Source organism: Catenulispora acidiphila DSM 44928, from assembly GCF_000024025.1.
GTDB classification, from domain to species: Bacteria; Actinomycetota; Actinomycetes; order Streptomycetales; family Catenulisporaceae; genus Catenulispora; species Catenulispora acidiphila.
On record NC_013131.1, the window covers coordinates 991908 to 1007012 of the forward strand.

The window sequence follows — 15105 nt, forward strand, 5'->3', positions numbered from 1 at the left end:
CCCGAACCAACCCGCCCCGCACCAGGCAGCGCGCCCCGCCCTGCACTAACCCACCCAACCCACCCCTACCGCAAACTCTCCCCAGCAATCTGCTCCAACCGCCGCACCCGATCCGGAATCGGCGGATGCGTCGAAAACAGCCGCGACATCCCCGCCCCGCTGAAGGGGTTCGCGATCATCATCGAACTCGTCGTCATCAGCTCCGGCTCCGGCGCCAGGGGCAGCGCCGCCGTCCCGCGCTCGAGCTTCACCAGCGCCGATGCCAGCGCCAGCGGGTCGTTCGTGAGCCGCGCGCCGGAGGCGTCCGCCTGGTACTCCCGGGAGCGGCCGACGGCCAGCTGGATCATGGAGGCGGCCAGTGGGCCGAGGATCATGATGGCGAGCATGCCGAGCAGGCCTGGGCCTTCGTCGTCGTCGGAACGGCCGATGGGGATCAGCCAGGCGAGGTTGACCAGCCACATGATGGCGCTGGCCAGGGCGCCGGCGATGGAGGCGATGAGGATGTCGCGGTTGTAGACGTGGGACAGTTCGTGGCCGAGGACGCCGCGGAGTTCGCGTTCGTTGAGGAGGTCCAGGATGCCGGTGGTGCAGCAGACGGCGGCGTGCTGGGGGTTGCGGCCGGTGGCGAAGGCGTTGGGGGCGTCGGTGTGGGAGATGTACAGGCGGGGCATGGGCTGGCGGGACTGGGTCGACAGTTGGCGGACGATGCGGTACATCGTCGGCTGCTCGACCTCGCTGACGGGCTGGGCTCGCATGGAGCGCAGGGCCATCTTGTCGCTGTTCCAGTAGGCGTAGGCGTTGGTGCCGACGGCGATGAGCAGCGCGAAGGTGACCCCGGTCCGACCCCAGAAGCTGCCGATCCCGATGATGATCGCCGACAGCAGCCCCATCAGCGCCGCGGTTTTCACGGCGTTGTGGCGGCCATGGAGATGCGTGGTGGATGTCATCGACGTCCTTGCCCGTTTTCGGTCGTTCCTTGCCCTTCCCCCTCCGGTCCAACGTAGGTGAAGATCCCCGGGGTTCCCGGGGTTGTGGGCCGGGCGGGTGAGGCGCGAGGGGTCCCGGGGGTCTAGACCGCCAGATCCCGGGAGGTGAAACGGGCCCAGGCCAGGGACAGCGCCACTATCGCGTAGCCGGCCTGCAGCCACAGACTGTGCGAGATGGTCCCCCAATAGACCGGTGTGCGCAGCAGGTCGGCGAAGGCCAGCCAGTCGAAGGAGAACAGCCAGGGCTGCAACACCTCCAGCTGCGGGATCGAGCCGGCGATCTCGGCGGCCACGATCAGCCCGATCGTGCCGGCCAGCGCCGTGGCGGGGGAGTCGGTGAGCGTGGAGATGGTCAGCCCGAGGACCGCGACCCCGGCCATACAGCAGGTCACGACCCCCGCGATGAGCACCGCACGCCCGAACGCCGCCTCCAGCGGGATCGTGCTCCCGCTGAGCAGCGTGACGTCGTGCATCGGGAACAGCACGCTCCCGGTCGCCAGCGCCGACAGCGCCACCGTGCACGTCGCCGCCACCGCGTACGCGACCGCCGCGACGAGCTTGGCGGCCAGCAGCCGCGTCCGCCCCACCGGCCACGCCAGCACGGTTCGCAGCGTCCCGTCCGCGGCGTCCCCGGCGACCTGGTCCGCCGCCACCACGCCGACCGCGACCGGCAGGAACAACGGCACCGTCAGCGCCAGCGAGGCGAACACCAGGAACAGCCCGTTGTCGGCGACCTCGTTCAGCATCCCGGTCCCGCCCCCGGCGCCGATCCCGGCGACCCGCACCGACACGCCGACCAGCACCGGCACCAGCGCGAGCACCAGGAGAATCAGAAGATTGCGACGCCGCCGGAAGGTCAGCGCGAGTTCGATGCTAGGAATGGCCCACCTCCGCTGCGACTGTCGCCTCCAGCGACTCCGGCGTCGCGAACGCCACGAACAGCCGCTGATCCGGCGTGAACACCAGGCTCACCAGCCGACTGCTCCACACCACCCCGACCGGCGTCTTCGCCCCGTCGGCCATCATCATCCGCAGATAGCTCTGCAACGGCGTCCCCGGCGTACCGGCCAGCGCCGCCAACACCGCGGCGAACCCCTCCGGCGCCGGCTGCGCAGCTCCATGCGGAGTCCCGAGCCCAGCGATCAGCTTCTGCGGATCGACGCCGCCGATCACCGCCGCTGACGTCCAGTCCGTCCCCGCGCCGTGCACCGGGTTCGCCGGCAGATCCGGCGTGGCCTCCTCGACCACCTTCGCCCCCGGCGGCGGCGTGAACCGCAGCTCGCTCGGATCCGCCGAGAAACTCACCGTCTCGAACTCGGCCTTGATCGCAGGGCTCGACGATCCCGTCGGATACACTGAGACGCTCAGCGGCACCCCGGTCGCCGCGTCCACCGCGACCTCCACCGACCCGACCGTGGTCCCGTCCGAATGCGGCGTGATCTGCAAGACGTAGCAGTCCCGCCCCGCGACGCGCCTCGTATCCCGCATCGAGTAGGCGGTGTCGAACAACAGCGTCTTGACCGCTGACGGCCCAGTGAAGGTCTTCGCCAAATCCGACGGCGAAGCGAACGACAACAACGCCGAGGTCACCGAGTCGACCGAGCCATGCCGCGCCGTCTGGTGCGCCGAGTCCCACATCCACAGATCGCTGCCGTCGCGGAACAGGTCGTACTCCGACAGCGTGTCCTGTATACCGATCCGCTCCCGCGACTCCGACTCCGACTCCGAACCGGAACCGGAACCCGAGCCGGAATCCGAACTCGAGCCCGAACCCGAAGCGTCAGTAGCCAGCCGCACCAAATGCACCCCCGACAACAGCCGCATCGGATCCGCCCCGCCGTCACCACCCAGCTTCGGCAGCTTCGGCAGCCCTATGTCGACGGTCAACTTCACCGTCCCCGACACCGCCTGCGTCTGCGGCTTGCCCACCTTCTTCAGGAGAGACAAGGGTGATATCCCCGGCAAACGCGGAGGATCGGACGCGACGAGGCCGTGCGAGAACGCGGCGACGGCCAGCACGGCGGCCGCCGCCACGATCGGGGTCAGCATGCGCCGACGCATCCGGCCCGGTCCCCGGTCAGTCCCGCGACGCCGGCCGGGCCGGCGGAATCCGGCTCACCGGTAGTTGGTGAACTGGACCGCGAAGTCGTAGTCCTGCTCCTTCAGCAGCGACTGTGTCGCCTGCAGGTCGTCGCGCGACTTGGAGGACACCCGCAGCTCCTCGCCGATGATCTGCGCCTTGACGCTCTTCGGCGCCTCGTCGCGGATCAGCTTGGAGATCTTCTTCGCGTTCTCCGAGGAGATGCCCTCCTTGATCGCGACGCTGATCCGGTACTCCTTGCCGGAGACCCGCGGTTCCGAGGCGTCCAGCACCTTCAGCGAGATCTTGCGCTTGACCAGCTTGTCCTTGAATACATCGAGCACCGCCGCGACCCGCTCCTCGGAGTTCGCCCGCATCTCGATGCCCTCGCCGGACCACCGGATCTCAGCGTCCACCCCGCGGAAGTCGAAGCGCTGAGCGATCTCCTTCGACGCCTGGTTGAGCGCGTTGTCGACCTCCTGCCTCTCGACCTTGCTCACCACGTCGAACGACGACTCCGAAGCCACAGTCCGGTCCTCTTCTCTTCAGCTCCCTCAGCGGATCACGTCCGCCGCGCTGAACGATCCTAGACGCGTCCTCACTTCCACGAGCGCAAGTAGGACAGAGAAGGCGAACCCAAGCCGGTCACATCGTCATAGCCGACACCGGAGGAAAGTAGTCCGTCGTCCCCCAGCTGGTACAGCCGCGCCTGATGCACTCCGGCACCGTCGACGCCCAGGTCGACGACGGTGGCCGGCGGCATCCCGGGCCGCGGGCAGTCCTTGCCGAGCGAGGTCTGGCTGACGTCGTGGAACACCCCCGAGGCCGCCCTTCCGTACAGCGCCGGGTTCAGGAAGCCGAATGGATGACCCGCGGCCTGCTCGGCGTCGGCCGTCAGCCCGGCGAACAGCGGAGTGGCCAGCGACGTGCCGCCGATCGTGGACTCCGCGTACCCGGTGGAGCCGTTCGGCAGCTTCTGCGTGACCCCGACCATGAAACCGGTCATCGGATCGGCGTCCATCGCCACGTCCGGCACCACCCGCATCGGCTGTCCCGCCGTCTTGCCGTTCAGCAGTGTCGAAGCCAACGCTGGAGGTACGACCCCGGCCTGATAGCCAGGCTGCGCAACGTCTTCGCTCGTCCCGCCCCCACCCCCGAACCGCCACTCGCCGGTTCCCGCCGCCGGCGACCACGCGCTCCCGCCCGGTGCCAGCGACGAGCGCCGGTCGCCCCAGCCGACCTCCCCGACGTACTGGTCCCACGACCCGATCGCCAAGCTCGTCCCGCCGACCGCCGTCACCCACGGATCCTCAGCCGGATACTCCGCCTGCGGCCGCGCCGAACCGGTCGCGCACTGCGCCGACGGAACCTCGGCGCCGCAGTCCCCGGACGAGAACAGGAAGCTGATCCCCTGCTGCCCTCCTCGTTGGAACAAGGCCGAATACCCTGCCATCGTCGAGGGATCCTCATCGCCATAGGTGCTGTGCGCGATGCCGCCCCAGGAGTCGGAGACGATCGTCGCGAGGTGGTTGTCGACCACCGACTGCAACGCCGCCATCAGATCGGTGTCGTCACAGGACGCGGCGGCGACGTAGACGATGTTCGCCTGCGGAGCCATGGCGTGCACGGCCTCCACATCCAGCGCTTCCTCGACCGCCCACGACGACGGCGTCTCGCACTCGCCGTCCGTCAGGTGGTGGTACGCCGGGGGAGTGACCTCCCGATACTGGCTCGGGCTCAGCGGGCGCTCGTCGTGGTGCATCGCATAGTGGTTCGCGTCGGCGAGCATCGTGGGGGAGGCGTACGCGTCGACGATCGCGACGGTGACGCCTTCGCCGCGCTCGTGGGACTGCGTGACGCCGTAGGCGAAGCGAAGCTGTTCGGGGGTGTAGCCGCAGACGGCTAAGGGATTGCGGCCGCCGAACGCGTTCGGGACGGCCTTGGCGGTGTGCTCGCCGTAGTAGCCGGAGCACGCCGCGGGACCGATATAGCTGCTGTCGCCGTCGGTCAGCTGGACGTGGTTCGTGTGCATCGCCAGGTGGTGCGCTATGTGCTGGGAGACCGGAACCGGGGTCGAGGTCGGTGGTGCCGTCTCCGAAGCAGCACCCTGGGACACTGCTATGAACGTGGCGGAGGCCAAAGACGCGGCCCAGATGGAGCGTCGGACGAAGCGACCGAACATCAACCCTCCCGAATCTGTGCGGTATGAACCGTACGTACCGTCGGGAGGATTCAAGGATGCGCAGCCACCCCGAAAGGGTGACCGCGCGTCCTGTCTTCTAGTTTTTGAACGAGTTCAGGTACTCCTCCCGGGGGGATCCCAACCCCGTCGCGACGTCGTAGCCGGACGCGGCGGCCAGACCTTGATCGTGTCCGAGCTCGAACAACCGCACCTGCCGCGTGCCCTGCGCGTCGGCGCCGAGATCCAGAACCGTCGAGATCGGCGAAGGCGCGCCGGCCGGCTGCGCGACGACATCGGTGAAGGTCGAGGACGTCGCCCGCTTGTAAAGGTCCGGATTCGCGAAACCGATCGCCTTGCCGCCCGCAGCCGCCTGAGCCTGCTGCCCGTCAGCTTGCGTCGCGGCGAACATCGGCGTCGCCGCCGACGTCCCGCCAACCGCGATCTCGCTGTACTGGCCGCTGGTCGCGTCGGTGACGCCGACCTGCACGGCGGTCAGCAGGTCGCCGTCCATCGCGACGTCCGGCAGCGTCCGCATCGGCCCGGCGGCCTTCGCCCCGGTCCCAAGCGTGCGCGCGAGCGCGTCGGGCACGATGCCCTGCTGGTAGGCGGGCTGCTGGAAGTCCTCGCTGGTCCCGCCACCTCCGCCGAAGTAGAAGTCACCGGGGAAGGGGACCCAGCTCCTGCCGTCGGCCGACAGCTCCGAGCGCCGGTCGCCCATCGAGGTCTGCCACAGCGGACGCGCCCCGACGCCGAGCGCCAGCGCCGTCCCGCCGACCCCGGTCACCCACGGCGAGGACACCGGCCACTCGGTCTGAGCCCGCGCCGACTCCGGGTCGCAGCCCGGACCGGTCCGGTTCGAGTCGTCGCCGCAGTCGCCGGTCGCGAAGTAGAGCCCGATGCCCTCGGACGCGGCGTACTGGAACAGCTGCGTGGCCTGCGAGATCAGCGCCGGATCGATGCTGCCCGAGGCGCGGTGCATGGTCTCGCCGAAGGAGGAGGAGACGATGTCAGCCAAATGGTTGTCGACGATATTTGCCATGGTCGCGTTGATGTCCTGGTCCGCGCAGGAGTTCGCGCCGAAGTAGTGCACGGTCGCGCCGGGCGCCATTCCGTGGACGGTCTCGACGTCCAGCGCCTCCTCGCCGGCCCAGTCGCCGGGGGACTGGCAGACACCGTCGGTGGTGTGCGTCCACTGGCTCGCGGTGACGGTCTCCTGGTACTGGTTGCCGGCGAACGGCTGGTCGCCGTGCGCTTGGGCGAAGCGGTTCGCGTCGGTGAGCATGGTCGGGGAGCCATAGGCGTCGATGACCGCGACGGTGACGCCGGATCCGTTCAGGCCGGAGGCGGCGACGCCGTAGGCGGTGCGCAGCTGGCTGGGGACGTAGCCGCAGACGTCGATCGGCTCGGGGGTGGTGTAGCCGGCCGGGAGAGTCGGGTCCGCGGTCAGCGCGCCCCAGGTCGGAGAGCAGGAGGGCAGGGCCGCGCGAGCCTGCGGCGTTGCGCCAGTGGAGTGAACGACGTCAGGGTGTTCGGGCACGTCGGCGGGCAGATGCATGCCGCCAATGGAGTGAACCGCAGCGACAGTGCCGTCGGCCATCCGATTGCCGGTCGCGGCGCCGCCGAGTGCGCCTGCGCCGATCGGGTGAGCGCTCATGCCGCGCCGCGCGGTGATCGCCGCGCTCGCCCCCTCCCGCATGCCCTGTACCTGCGTCTGGCCGAGCCGCGCCACGTTCGCCACGGCGCGCGCCACGTCCGGCGGCGCCGACAGCGTCCGCGTCCCCGCGCCGAACGCTTTCTGTACGGCGCCGGCGCTCCCGGTCGCGTCGATCCAGTGCGGGTCCTGATTCGTCACGCGCATCCCGGACGCACGAAGCCACTTCTGTACCTTCGCGACCTGCGCGTCCGTCGCCCCGAAGCGCGCCTGGGCCTGCGCCGGCGTCAGGTAGCGGCCGTACTGCGCGTCCCCGGGCGTGGACACCGCCCGCGCGAACGCCTCCAGGCCCACCGGATCCCGCCCCGCGAGCCCGATCCGCACACTCACCGGCCCGCCCCGCTCCTGCGGGCCCGCAGGAGCGCCGACTGCGGCGTCGGCCGTCCCGGCGGCCAGCAACGCGACCGCCATCGCACATCCCAGGTATCGAAGCATGAATCGGTGTTATCCAGCACAAACCGGTTTATGTACGGTGATTGAAGAGTGTGGCAATATCCTCATCCGCTTGTCGTGCCGCACATCGTCATTGACGCTGTAAGTCATCCTTCTTACATTCCAGCCGTGTCCCTCATCCGTGTGCGTGTCCTGATCGCGCTGCTGGCCCTGCTGACCTGCGCGGTACTGCTCCCGGGGTCCGCGCGCGCCGCCTCGCGACTCCCCTCAGCCGCTGCCGTTCCCGCCGGCTCGCTCGCCGCGTCCTGGACCGGTCCGCTGAGCACCAGCGGCCGCTACGTCGTCGACGCGAACGGCAACCGCTTCAAGCTGATCGGCGGCAACTGGGACGGCGCGCAGGGCCACTGGCTCGGCAGCGGCTCGGCGACCGATCCGGCGCAGAACCACGCCGGCGAGGTGTCCTACAACGTCCCGCTGGCCCTGGACCGCAAGCCGATCCCGCAGATCCTGGCGGACTTCCACAGCCTGGGCATCAACACCATCCGTCTGCCGTTCGCGGACGCGATGATCCACGACACCTCGACCGTCCCGGACGCCGCCGTCACCGCCAACCCGCAGCTGCGCGGACTGACCGCGCTCCAGGTCTACGACGCGGTCGTCAGCGCCCTGACGGGCGACGGCTTCGCGGTGATCCTGAACAACCACACCACGAGCTACCGCTGGTGTTGCGGCCTGGACGGCAACGAGCGCTGGAACAGCGGACAGAGCACGCAGCAGTGGGAGTCCGACTGGCTGTTCATGGTGAACAGGTACAGGGCGAACAAGCGCGTCGTCGGCGCGGACCTGCGCAACGAAGTCCGGCGCGACACCTGGGACGACCCGAACTGGGGCTGGTACGACGCCCACGACGAATACGCCGCCTTCGAGGAGGCCGGCAACCAGATCCTGGCCGCGGACCCGGACATGCTGATCGTCATGGAGGGCATCAACTGGTACGGCATCCCCGCCGCCGGCTTCTCCCACGGCCGCCCGATGCTCACCCCGGCCGCGAACCTCTCCGCCACCCTGATCGCCTCGAACAAGCTGGTGTACTCGGCGCACTTCTACAGCTACACCGGCCCGAACAACTCCGGCGCCGCCGCGGGCTCGGCCGGCTCGACCAGCGACCCGCGCTACGAGGACATGACCCCGGACCAGCTGGCGTCGGCGGTGAACCAGGAGGCCCTGTTCGTCACCCAATCCGGCCAGCACTTCACCGCACCGGTCTGGGTCAGCGAATTCGGCGCCGCCGGACGCGGCGAGACCGACACCAAGGAACAGACCTGGCTCGACACCTTCACCACCATCCTGGCCGCCAACGACACCGACTTCGCCATCTGGCCGCTGATCGGCTACACCGCCACCAACGGAACCCTCCAGGACAACTGGGCCCTCCTGTCCTACGACCCCGCCGGCAACCGCACCAGCATCACCGACCCCGGCGACTGGCGCCTCCCCGACTGGCAGAAGCTGACCTCCGCCCCCACCACGACCGGCCACATCCCCGCCTCCCCCCACTGGAACATGCTCGACCTGGACCACGCCGACTACAACGTCTCCACCACGATGCTGGCCCAACCCGACTGGTCCCCCGGCAACCGCAAGGGCAACTGCCCCGACACCGAACGCCTGACAGGCCTAGGCCGCGGCAGCAGCCGAGGACTATGCACAGACTCCTCAGAACCGACCAAGAGCACAGCCACCCAGACCGTCGTCACCAACGAGACCTACGTAACCGAAGGCGACTGGGCACCCGGCTACACCAAGCTCCAATGCCCCGACAACACCTTCGCCACCGGCTACAGCGTCCACAACAACGCCATGGCAGCCCTACTGTGCGCCCCCGCCGCAGCGCCTCTACCCACCACCAGCCACACCATCTGGTTCAACCAAGGCGACAACCGCCCAACCACCGGCGGCTCCACACCCTCCGACTGGGCACCCGGCTCCTACAAGGGCCAGTGCCCCGACAACGAGTACTTAGCGGGCATCGCGTACACCTGGCAGCGCGCTGAAGGCGGCGTTCCGGATGCGCTGCTGTGTCGGGCCCTGGTCTGATCAGGGATGTGAGCATTCAGCCGAAATACCCGCATCTGGAGAGTGAACACAATCACGAATATTTCTGTGACCCGCGCCCTCGGCTAGGGTCTCCCCCTACGTCCGAACAAAAAAGCTCGGGTGTGGGAGGCCTGACGATGGTGACGGAAACTGACGCGAACCTGGTCTCAGCGGCGGCGGCCGGAGACCCGGTCGCTTTGGAGCGCCTGGTCTCCGACTACTTGCCGCTGGTCTACAACATCGTGGGGCGCGCGCTCCCGGTGGCGGCCGATGTCGATGACGTGGTGCAGGAGACGATGCTGCGCGTCGTGCGGAGCCTGCCGACGCTGCGCGACCCGCGGGTGTTCCGGTCCTGGCTGGTCGCGGTGGCGATGAACCAGGTGCGCGACCACGTGCGGGCCTACCAGGGTCGGCCGCGGCCGCTCGACGAGGCGCCGGAGCTGGCCGATCCCGGGGCGGACTTCGCGGATCTGACGCTCACGGAGCTGGGCCTGACCGGGCAGCGGCGCGAGGTCGCGATGGCCACGGCCTGGCTCGACGACGACGACCGCGAGCTGCTGTCCCTGTGGTGGCTCGTGGAGGCCGGACACCTGACGCGCGGGGACCTGGTCGACGCGCTCGGGCTGGAGCCGCACCACGTCACGGTCCGGATCGCGCGGATGAAGGGGCAGCTGGAGACGTCGCGGGCCGTGGTGCGCGCGCTGTGTGCCGCCCCGATCTGCCTGGAGCTCTCCGACCTCGCCATGCACTGGCACGGTCGCCCCGAACCCTTGTGGCGCAAGCGCTTCGCGCGGCACGTCCGGCAGTGCCCGACCTGCTCGGGGCTGGCGACCGACTTCGTCCCCGCCGAGCGCCTGCTGGTCCGGCTGCCGCTGGTGCCGCTGCCGTTCGGGCTGGCCGAGGCGGTGCATCACGCGGTGCCCGCGGTTCTGCACTCTGCGGCTGGTGCGACGGGGGCAGCAGGCGCCGGCGCGGGTGCGGGCGCATCAACGCAGCAGCTACCGCCGCTTGGCGGACACGGACCGGCACTGTCCTCGCATCGCCGAATACCCAAGGGCGGCGCACGCTCGGCCGCCTCGCACTTCGCCGCCAAGGCGGCCGTCGCCCTGGCCGCGACCGCCGCGGTCGTCGGCGCCGTGGTCGTGACGACCGGAGCCACCGACACCAAGGCCGACTCCGGGCCCGGCAGCGCCACGACGTCGGTCGGAGGCAGCGGAAGCTCGAACTCCCCGATCGCCACGACCCCGACGCCCTCGGGTTCCGTCAGCTCGTTGGTCGGATCGACTTCCTCGCTCCCGCCCACGTCCAGCCCCGACTCCGCCAAGTCGACGCCCAGCACCTCGAAAAGCAGCATTAAACCCACGCAGTCCACGACCAGCTCTGCCCCGTCGCGGAGCTCGGCTGCCAGCTCGCACAGCGCGCCGGCGACCACGTCGGCGTCGACCGTTGCGAACCAGAGCGACGCGGCGAACCAGGTCCTGGCCGTGATCAACCAGGCGCGCGCGGGGCAGGGCTTGGCGCCGCTGACCATCACCGCGGGTCTCAACAAGAGCGCGGCGGCGCACACCTCTGTCATGTCCTCCGGCTGCGGCCTGTCGCACCAGTGCCCCGGCGAGCCGGCGCTCGGCGACCGCGAGACCGCTGCGGGCGTGTCGTGGATGTCGGCGGGCGAGAACATCGGCGAGGGAGGACCGGTGTCGAACACGAGTGCCGCCATCGCTTCCATGGCTGTCGGGCTGACCAACAGCATGCTCGCCGAGCAGCCGCCGGACGACGGACACCGGCGCAACATCCTGAGCACGGACTTCCACCACGTCGGGATATCGGTGTACCGCGACAGCAAGGGCACGGTCTGGATGACGCAGGACTTCTCGAACTGAGCGGAGTGGGGCGGCGGCGGGGCGGCGGCGCATCTCGTTCGCGCGGGATCTCTGGGAGCCTTGGGCGATGCAGAGCAATAAGCCCGATGCGGCTGACGAGTGGACCGCCGACCTGCTCCCGCCTGGAACGCAGGCGCTCCGCACCGAGCCCTTGACTGGGGGCGTGGCCCACACGGCTTGGCGGGTCGCGCTCTCCGACGGCCGCGAGGTCGTGGTGAAGGGCGGCCGTTCTGTTCCCGACGGCTTCTTCGGACAGGAAGCGGAAAGTCTTGAAGCGCTAAGGGATATCGGCGGACTGCCTACTCCTGACGTCCTGCATGTCGGTCCCAACTCCTTGGTTCTGCAAGCCTTGAACTCCGAGCTGCCCGACACCCCACAGTTCTGGGAAACCGCCGGGCGCGCCATCGCAGCCCTGCATGATCACGAATCCGATCGGCACGGCTGGCATCACGACGGCATGCTCGGCCTCCTGCCCCAGGAGAACGCTTGGGACGAGGACGGTCATCGGTTCTTCGCCGAGCACCGGATCCTGCGCTATCTGCGTGAGCCGAATGTCGAAGCCGCTTTCGAGTCCGAGGATCTGCGTGCGCTGGAGCGCTTGTGTGAGCGCCTTCCCGGTCTGCTTCCGGCGGCGCCTGCGGCGTTGGTCCACGGCGACCTGTGGCGCGCGAACATCATCGCCGCCTTCGACGACACGCCGGTCTTCATCGACCCCGCTGTCTACTACGGCTGGCCAGAGATAGACGTGAGCATGATGTACTGCACCGGCGGTGTGCCGGAGGAGTTCTTCGCTGCTTACTACGAAGTGCGCCCGCCGGTCGGCGATTGGCGTGAGCGGATGGACCTGCTGAACCTTCGTGAGTGGCTGTGTGTGGTCGCGCATTTCGGTGCGGATGAGAAGTCTGTGAGTCGGATTCGTGAAGTGCTGAAGCGGTTCGCGTAGACGTACAAGAGAGGAGTGCGCCATGGCGACGATGCGTGCCGCACGTCTGAACCTGTCCACCGGGACGCTGAGCGTCGAGGACGTCGAGAAGCCGGCGCCGGGGACCGGCGAGGTGCTGGTCAAGGTCGAGGCGGCGGGCGTCTGCCTGTCGGACGTCCACCTGGTCCGCGGCTACTTCGCCAAGCCTCGCCTCCTGGTCGGCGACACCGTCACGCTCGGTCACGAGATCGCGGGCACGGTCGCCGAGGTCGGGCCGGATGTTACGGCTTGGAAGCCGGGTGACCGGGTCGTGCTGCAGGCCGGCGAGGTCCGCGACGGCCAGGTGTGGACCCGCGGCGTCGACTACGACGGCGGCTGGGCCGACTTCGCGCTCGCGCGGCAGGACACGCTGGTCGCGCTGCCGGATTCCATCCCGTTCGAACAGGGCGCGATCATTCCGGACGCGGTGTCGACGCCGTGGGGTGCGATCACCGCGACGGCGCACGTCGGTCCGGCGCAGTCGGTCGGCGTGTGGGGGATCGGTGGGCTCGGGGCGCACGCGGTGCAGCTGTTGCGGGCGATCGGTGCGTGTCCGATCATCGCGATCGACCCTTCGGAGGCCGCGCGGGAGCGTGCCTTGGCCTTCGGCGCGGACATCGCGCTGGATTCTGCGGACCCGGAACTGCGTTCCGCGATCCGTGCGGCGACTGGTGGTGTCGGGCTGGAGTATGCGTTCGACTTCGCCGGGGTGACGCCGGTGCGGGACCAGGCGCTGCGGCAGTTGGCGCCGGGCGGAAAGCTGGTGTTGGTCGGGCTGAGCGGTCAGCCGATCACGATCGAGAACAGCACACGGTTCCAGTCCGCGCAGTATCAGCTGTTGGGGCACTACGGTTCGCCGGAGGAGTCGGTCGCACAGTTGATCCGCCTAGAGGCCGGCGGTCGGCTGAACCTCGCGCGGTCCATCTCCGGGGTCATGGGACTGGAGGAGGCTGCCGAGGCGGTCGAGCGGCTGGAGAAGAAGGTGGGGGATCCGATCCGGATCGTGTTGCGTCCGTCTCTCTAACGCTCCCTATGTCTCCGTATATATAGCGTTCTCCATAAACTAACCAGGTCAGGACATTCGACCCGGCCTGTGCGGCCTCGATCCTCGGGAAACACTCTGTTCGCCTACTTGCTCGCCACGCTGTTCGCGTTGTTGTTCGTGAACTCGATGATGCGAGATGCGCGCGGGTTCCGGAACGCGGTGTTCCTGGGGCTGACGTTGTCGTTCCTGGGTTTGGGGCTGCTCGTCGGGGTGACGCGGACCTCTGGCGACGGACGGGCGCTGGCGGTCGTGGCGGTGGCGCTGTTGCCCACGCTGGGGTTGGTGGCGCTGGTGACGTTCCTGATCCTCAACGGCATGACGATGCTGCGTAAGGAGGGGCGGAACGCCGCCAACCTGCTGTCCCTCGCCTGTGGGGTCGGCATCATCGCGTTGATGCTGTTGCTGGTGGCGGCTTTGGTGGCTCGGCGGCACGAGCTGTTGGCTTTGGCTGCCGCCGCGGTGCTCGTGGTCTGCTACTTGGCGTTTCTGTTCTTCTGCTACCTCAGCTATGGGTTCCTCTACCGGCGGATGCCTATCCGGCGCGTTCCTGACTTCGTGGTGATTCTCGGCGCCGGTCTCATGGGCGGACGGCGAGTGTCTCCGTTGCTGGCGAGCCGGTTGGAGCGGGGACGCGCAGTGTACGAATCCCTTAGCGCGCTCGCGCAGAACTCGGGGGATACGCAGAGGGTTCCTATGCTCATCGTCTCCGGCGGCAAGGGCTCGGACGAGCGGCTGTCCGAAGCCGAGGCGATGGAGAACTACTTGGTGGAGGCTGGGTTTCCCGCCGACCGGATCCTCAAGGAGGATCAGTCGAGTACGACGGAGGAGAACCTTCTCTATAGCGCGGCGCTTATGAGGGAGAACCGGCCTGAGGGGTATCGCTGTGTAGTCGTCACGAACGACTTCCACAGCTACCGCGCGGCGTTGATCGCTCGCGACCTTGACGTGCCGGCTCAAGTGGTGGGATCTCCGACGGCCGCGTACTTCCTGCCGAGCGCGACCATCCGTGAGTTCATCGCTGTGTTCGTGCGCTACTGGAAGTGGAATCTCCCCATTTGCGCGTTCCTCGCAGCTCCGGCTCTTGTGATGTTGGCGCGCTGAGGCGCGCCTGCTGCACAGGTGCGTGTCCGACCTCGAAGATGGGTTGGTGAACGGATACGCAGTCGTCGATGTCGAAACTTCCGGATTCCAGCCTCCGATCGCCGAGATCCTGGAAGTCGCGATCGTGCATGTAGACGCCACCGGGCAGGTGACGGGCAGTTGGGACAGTCTGCTGCGACCGCAGGGCGGGGTCGGGGCGACGCGGGTGCACGGCATCACGCGCGAGATGGTGGAGCCGGCGCCGCGCTTCGAGGACGTCGGCATGGAGCTGCACGGGCTGCTCGTGGACCGGGTGGTCGTGGCGCACAATCTGGCGTTCGACGCCAAGTTCCTGGTGACACAGTTCGCGCGGCTCGGCGTGCACTCCCCGGAGATCGCCGGCGGCGCGTGCACGCTGCGGACCTCGCAGGCGATGCTGCCAGGGCCTTCGTACAAGCTGCTGGACTGCTGTGAGGCGGTCGGGGTCGAGCTGACCGACGCGCACAGCGCCCTCGGCGACGCGCTGGCGACGGCACGGCTACTCGGGTTCTTCCTGCAGCGCGGCGTCAACGTCGGCGGCATGGCGGTGCGGCCGCAGGCGGCGGTGCCCCAGCCGCGAGCGGAGCTCGGTGATCTGTTCCTGTCCAGGTCACGCTAGGTTTTCTGTTTTCTTCGCAGCTTCTCGGCAAA

Annotated in this window: 12 protein-coding genes; 6 read left to right on the top strand and 6 right to left on the bottom strand. The window is 68.7% G+C overall.

Features of this window, described 5'->3' with window-relative positions:
- Nucleotides 1–65: 65 nt before the first annotated feature.
- From htpX to CACI_RS04250, 6 genes are all read right to left on the bottom strand, one after another.
- The gene (gene htpX, locus CACI_RS04220) at nucleotides 66–947 is read right to left on the bottom strand and encodes a zinc metalloprotease HtpX (RefSeq protein ID WP_012785083.1); all 882 of its coding nucleotides are present in this window, start codon (nucleotides 945–947) and stop codon (nucleotides 66–68) included.
- A gap of 122 nt (nucleotides 948–1069) precedes the next feature.
- Complete coding sequence (locus tag CACI_RS04225) at nucleotides 1070–1867, bottom strand: ABC transporter permease subunit (RefSeq protein ID WP_049871471.1); 798 nt, start codon at nucleotides 1865–1867, stop codon at nucleotides 1070–1072.
- Nucleotides 1860–3035 carry a LolA family protein gene (locus CACI_RS45075; protein ID WP_049871472.1) on the bottom strand — a complete coding sequence of 392 codons (1176 nt, stop codon included), beginning with the start codon at nucleotides 3033–3035 and terminating at the stop codon, nucleotides 1860–1862. Before CACI_RS45075 ends, CACI_RS04225 begins: the two co-directional genes overlap by 8 nt.
- Nucleotides 3036–3101: 66 nt before the next feature.
- On the bottom strand, nucleotides 3102–3593 hold the full coding sequence (locus CACI_RS04240; RefSeq protein ID WP_012785086.1) for a YajQ family cyclic di-GMP-binding protein: 492 nt from the start codon (nucleotides 3591–3593) through the stop codon (nucleotides 3102–3104).
- A 71-nt stretch (nucleotides 3594–3664) separates the two neighbouring features.
- A complete protein-coding gene (locus tag CACI_RS04245; RefSeq protein ID WP_012785087.1) occupies nucleotides 3665–5248 on the bottom strand; it encodes a S53 family peptidase in 1584 nt (527 codons plus the stop codon).
- Nucleotides 5249–5345: 97 nt separating this feature from the next.
- Nucleotides 5346–7370 carry a S53 family peptidase gene (locus CACI_RS04250; protein ID WP_012785088.1) on the bottom strand — a complete coding sequence of 675 codons (2025 nt, stop codon included), beginning with the start codon at nucleotides 7368–7370 and terminating at the stop codon, nucleotides 5346–5348.
- A 150-nt stretch (nucleotides 7371–7520) separates the two neighbouring features.
- Between CACI_RS04250 and CACI_RS04255 the strand changes: the two genes are divergently transcribed.
- The 6 genes from CACI_RS04255 to CACI_RS04280 all read left to right on the top strand — a co-directional run bounded on the left by CACI_RS04255 (nucleotide 7521) and on the right by CACI_RS04280 (nucleotide 15073).
- The gene (locus CACI_RS04255) at nucleotides 7521–9449 is read left to right on the top strand and encodes a glycoside hydrolase family 5 protein (protein ID WP_012785089.1); all 1929 of its coding nucleotides are present in this window, start codon (nucleotides 7521–7523) and stop codon (nucleotides 9447–9449) included.
- A gap of 137 nt (nucleotides 9450–9586) precedes the next feature.
- Nucleotides 9587–11329 (top strand): sigma-70 family RNA polymerase sigma factor, encoded by a 1743-nt coding sequence (locus CACI_RS04260; protein WP_012785090.1) that lies wholly within the window; start codon nucleotides 9587–9589, stop codon nucleotides 11327–11329.
- Between the two features lie 67 nt (nucleotides 11330–11396).
- Nucleotides 11397–12272 (top strand): fructosamine kinase family protein, encoded by an 876-nt coding sequence (locus tag CACI_RS04265; RefSeq protein ID WP_012785091.1) that lies wholly within the window; start codon nucleotides 11397–11399, stop codon nucleotides 12270–12272.
- 22 nt (nucleotides 12273–12294) lie between these two features.
- Entirely contained in the window at nucleotides 12295–13314 is a 1020-nt protein-coding gene (locus CACI_RS04270) for a zinc-binding dehydrogenase (RefSeq protein ID WP_012785092.1), read from the top strand.
- A gap of 108 nt (nucleotides 13315–13422) precedes the next feature.
- Nucleotides 13423–14436: a YdcF family protein gene (locus CACI_RS04275; RefSeq protein ID WP_223297452.1), complete on the top strand. Its 1014-nt coding sequence runs from the start codon at nucleotides 13423–13425 to the stop codon at nucleotides 14434–14436.
- Nucleotides 14437–14482: 46 nt separating this feature from the next.
- Nucleotides 14483–15073, top strand: coding sequence for a 3'-5' exonuclease (locus CACI_RS04280; protein WP_190276722.1), 591 nt, complete (start codon nucleotides 14483–14485; stop codon nucleotides 15071–15073).
- Nucleotides 15074–15105: the final 32 nt, after the last annotated feature.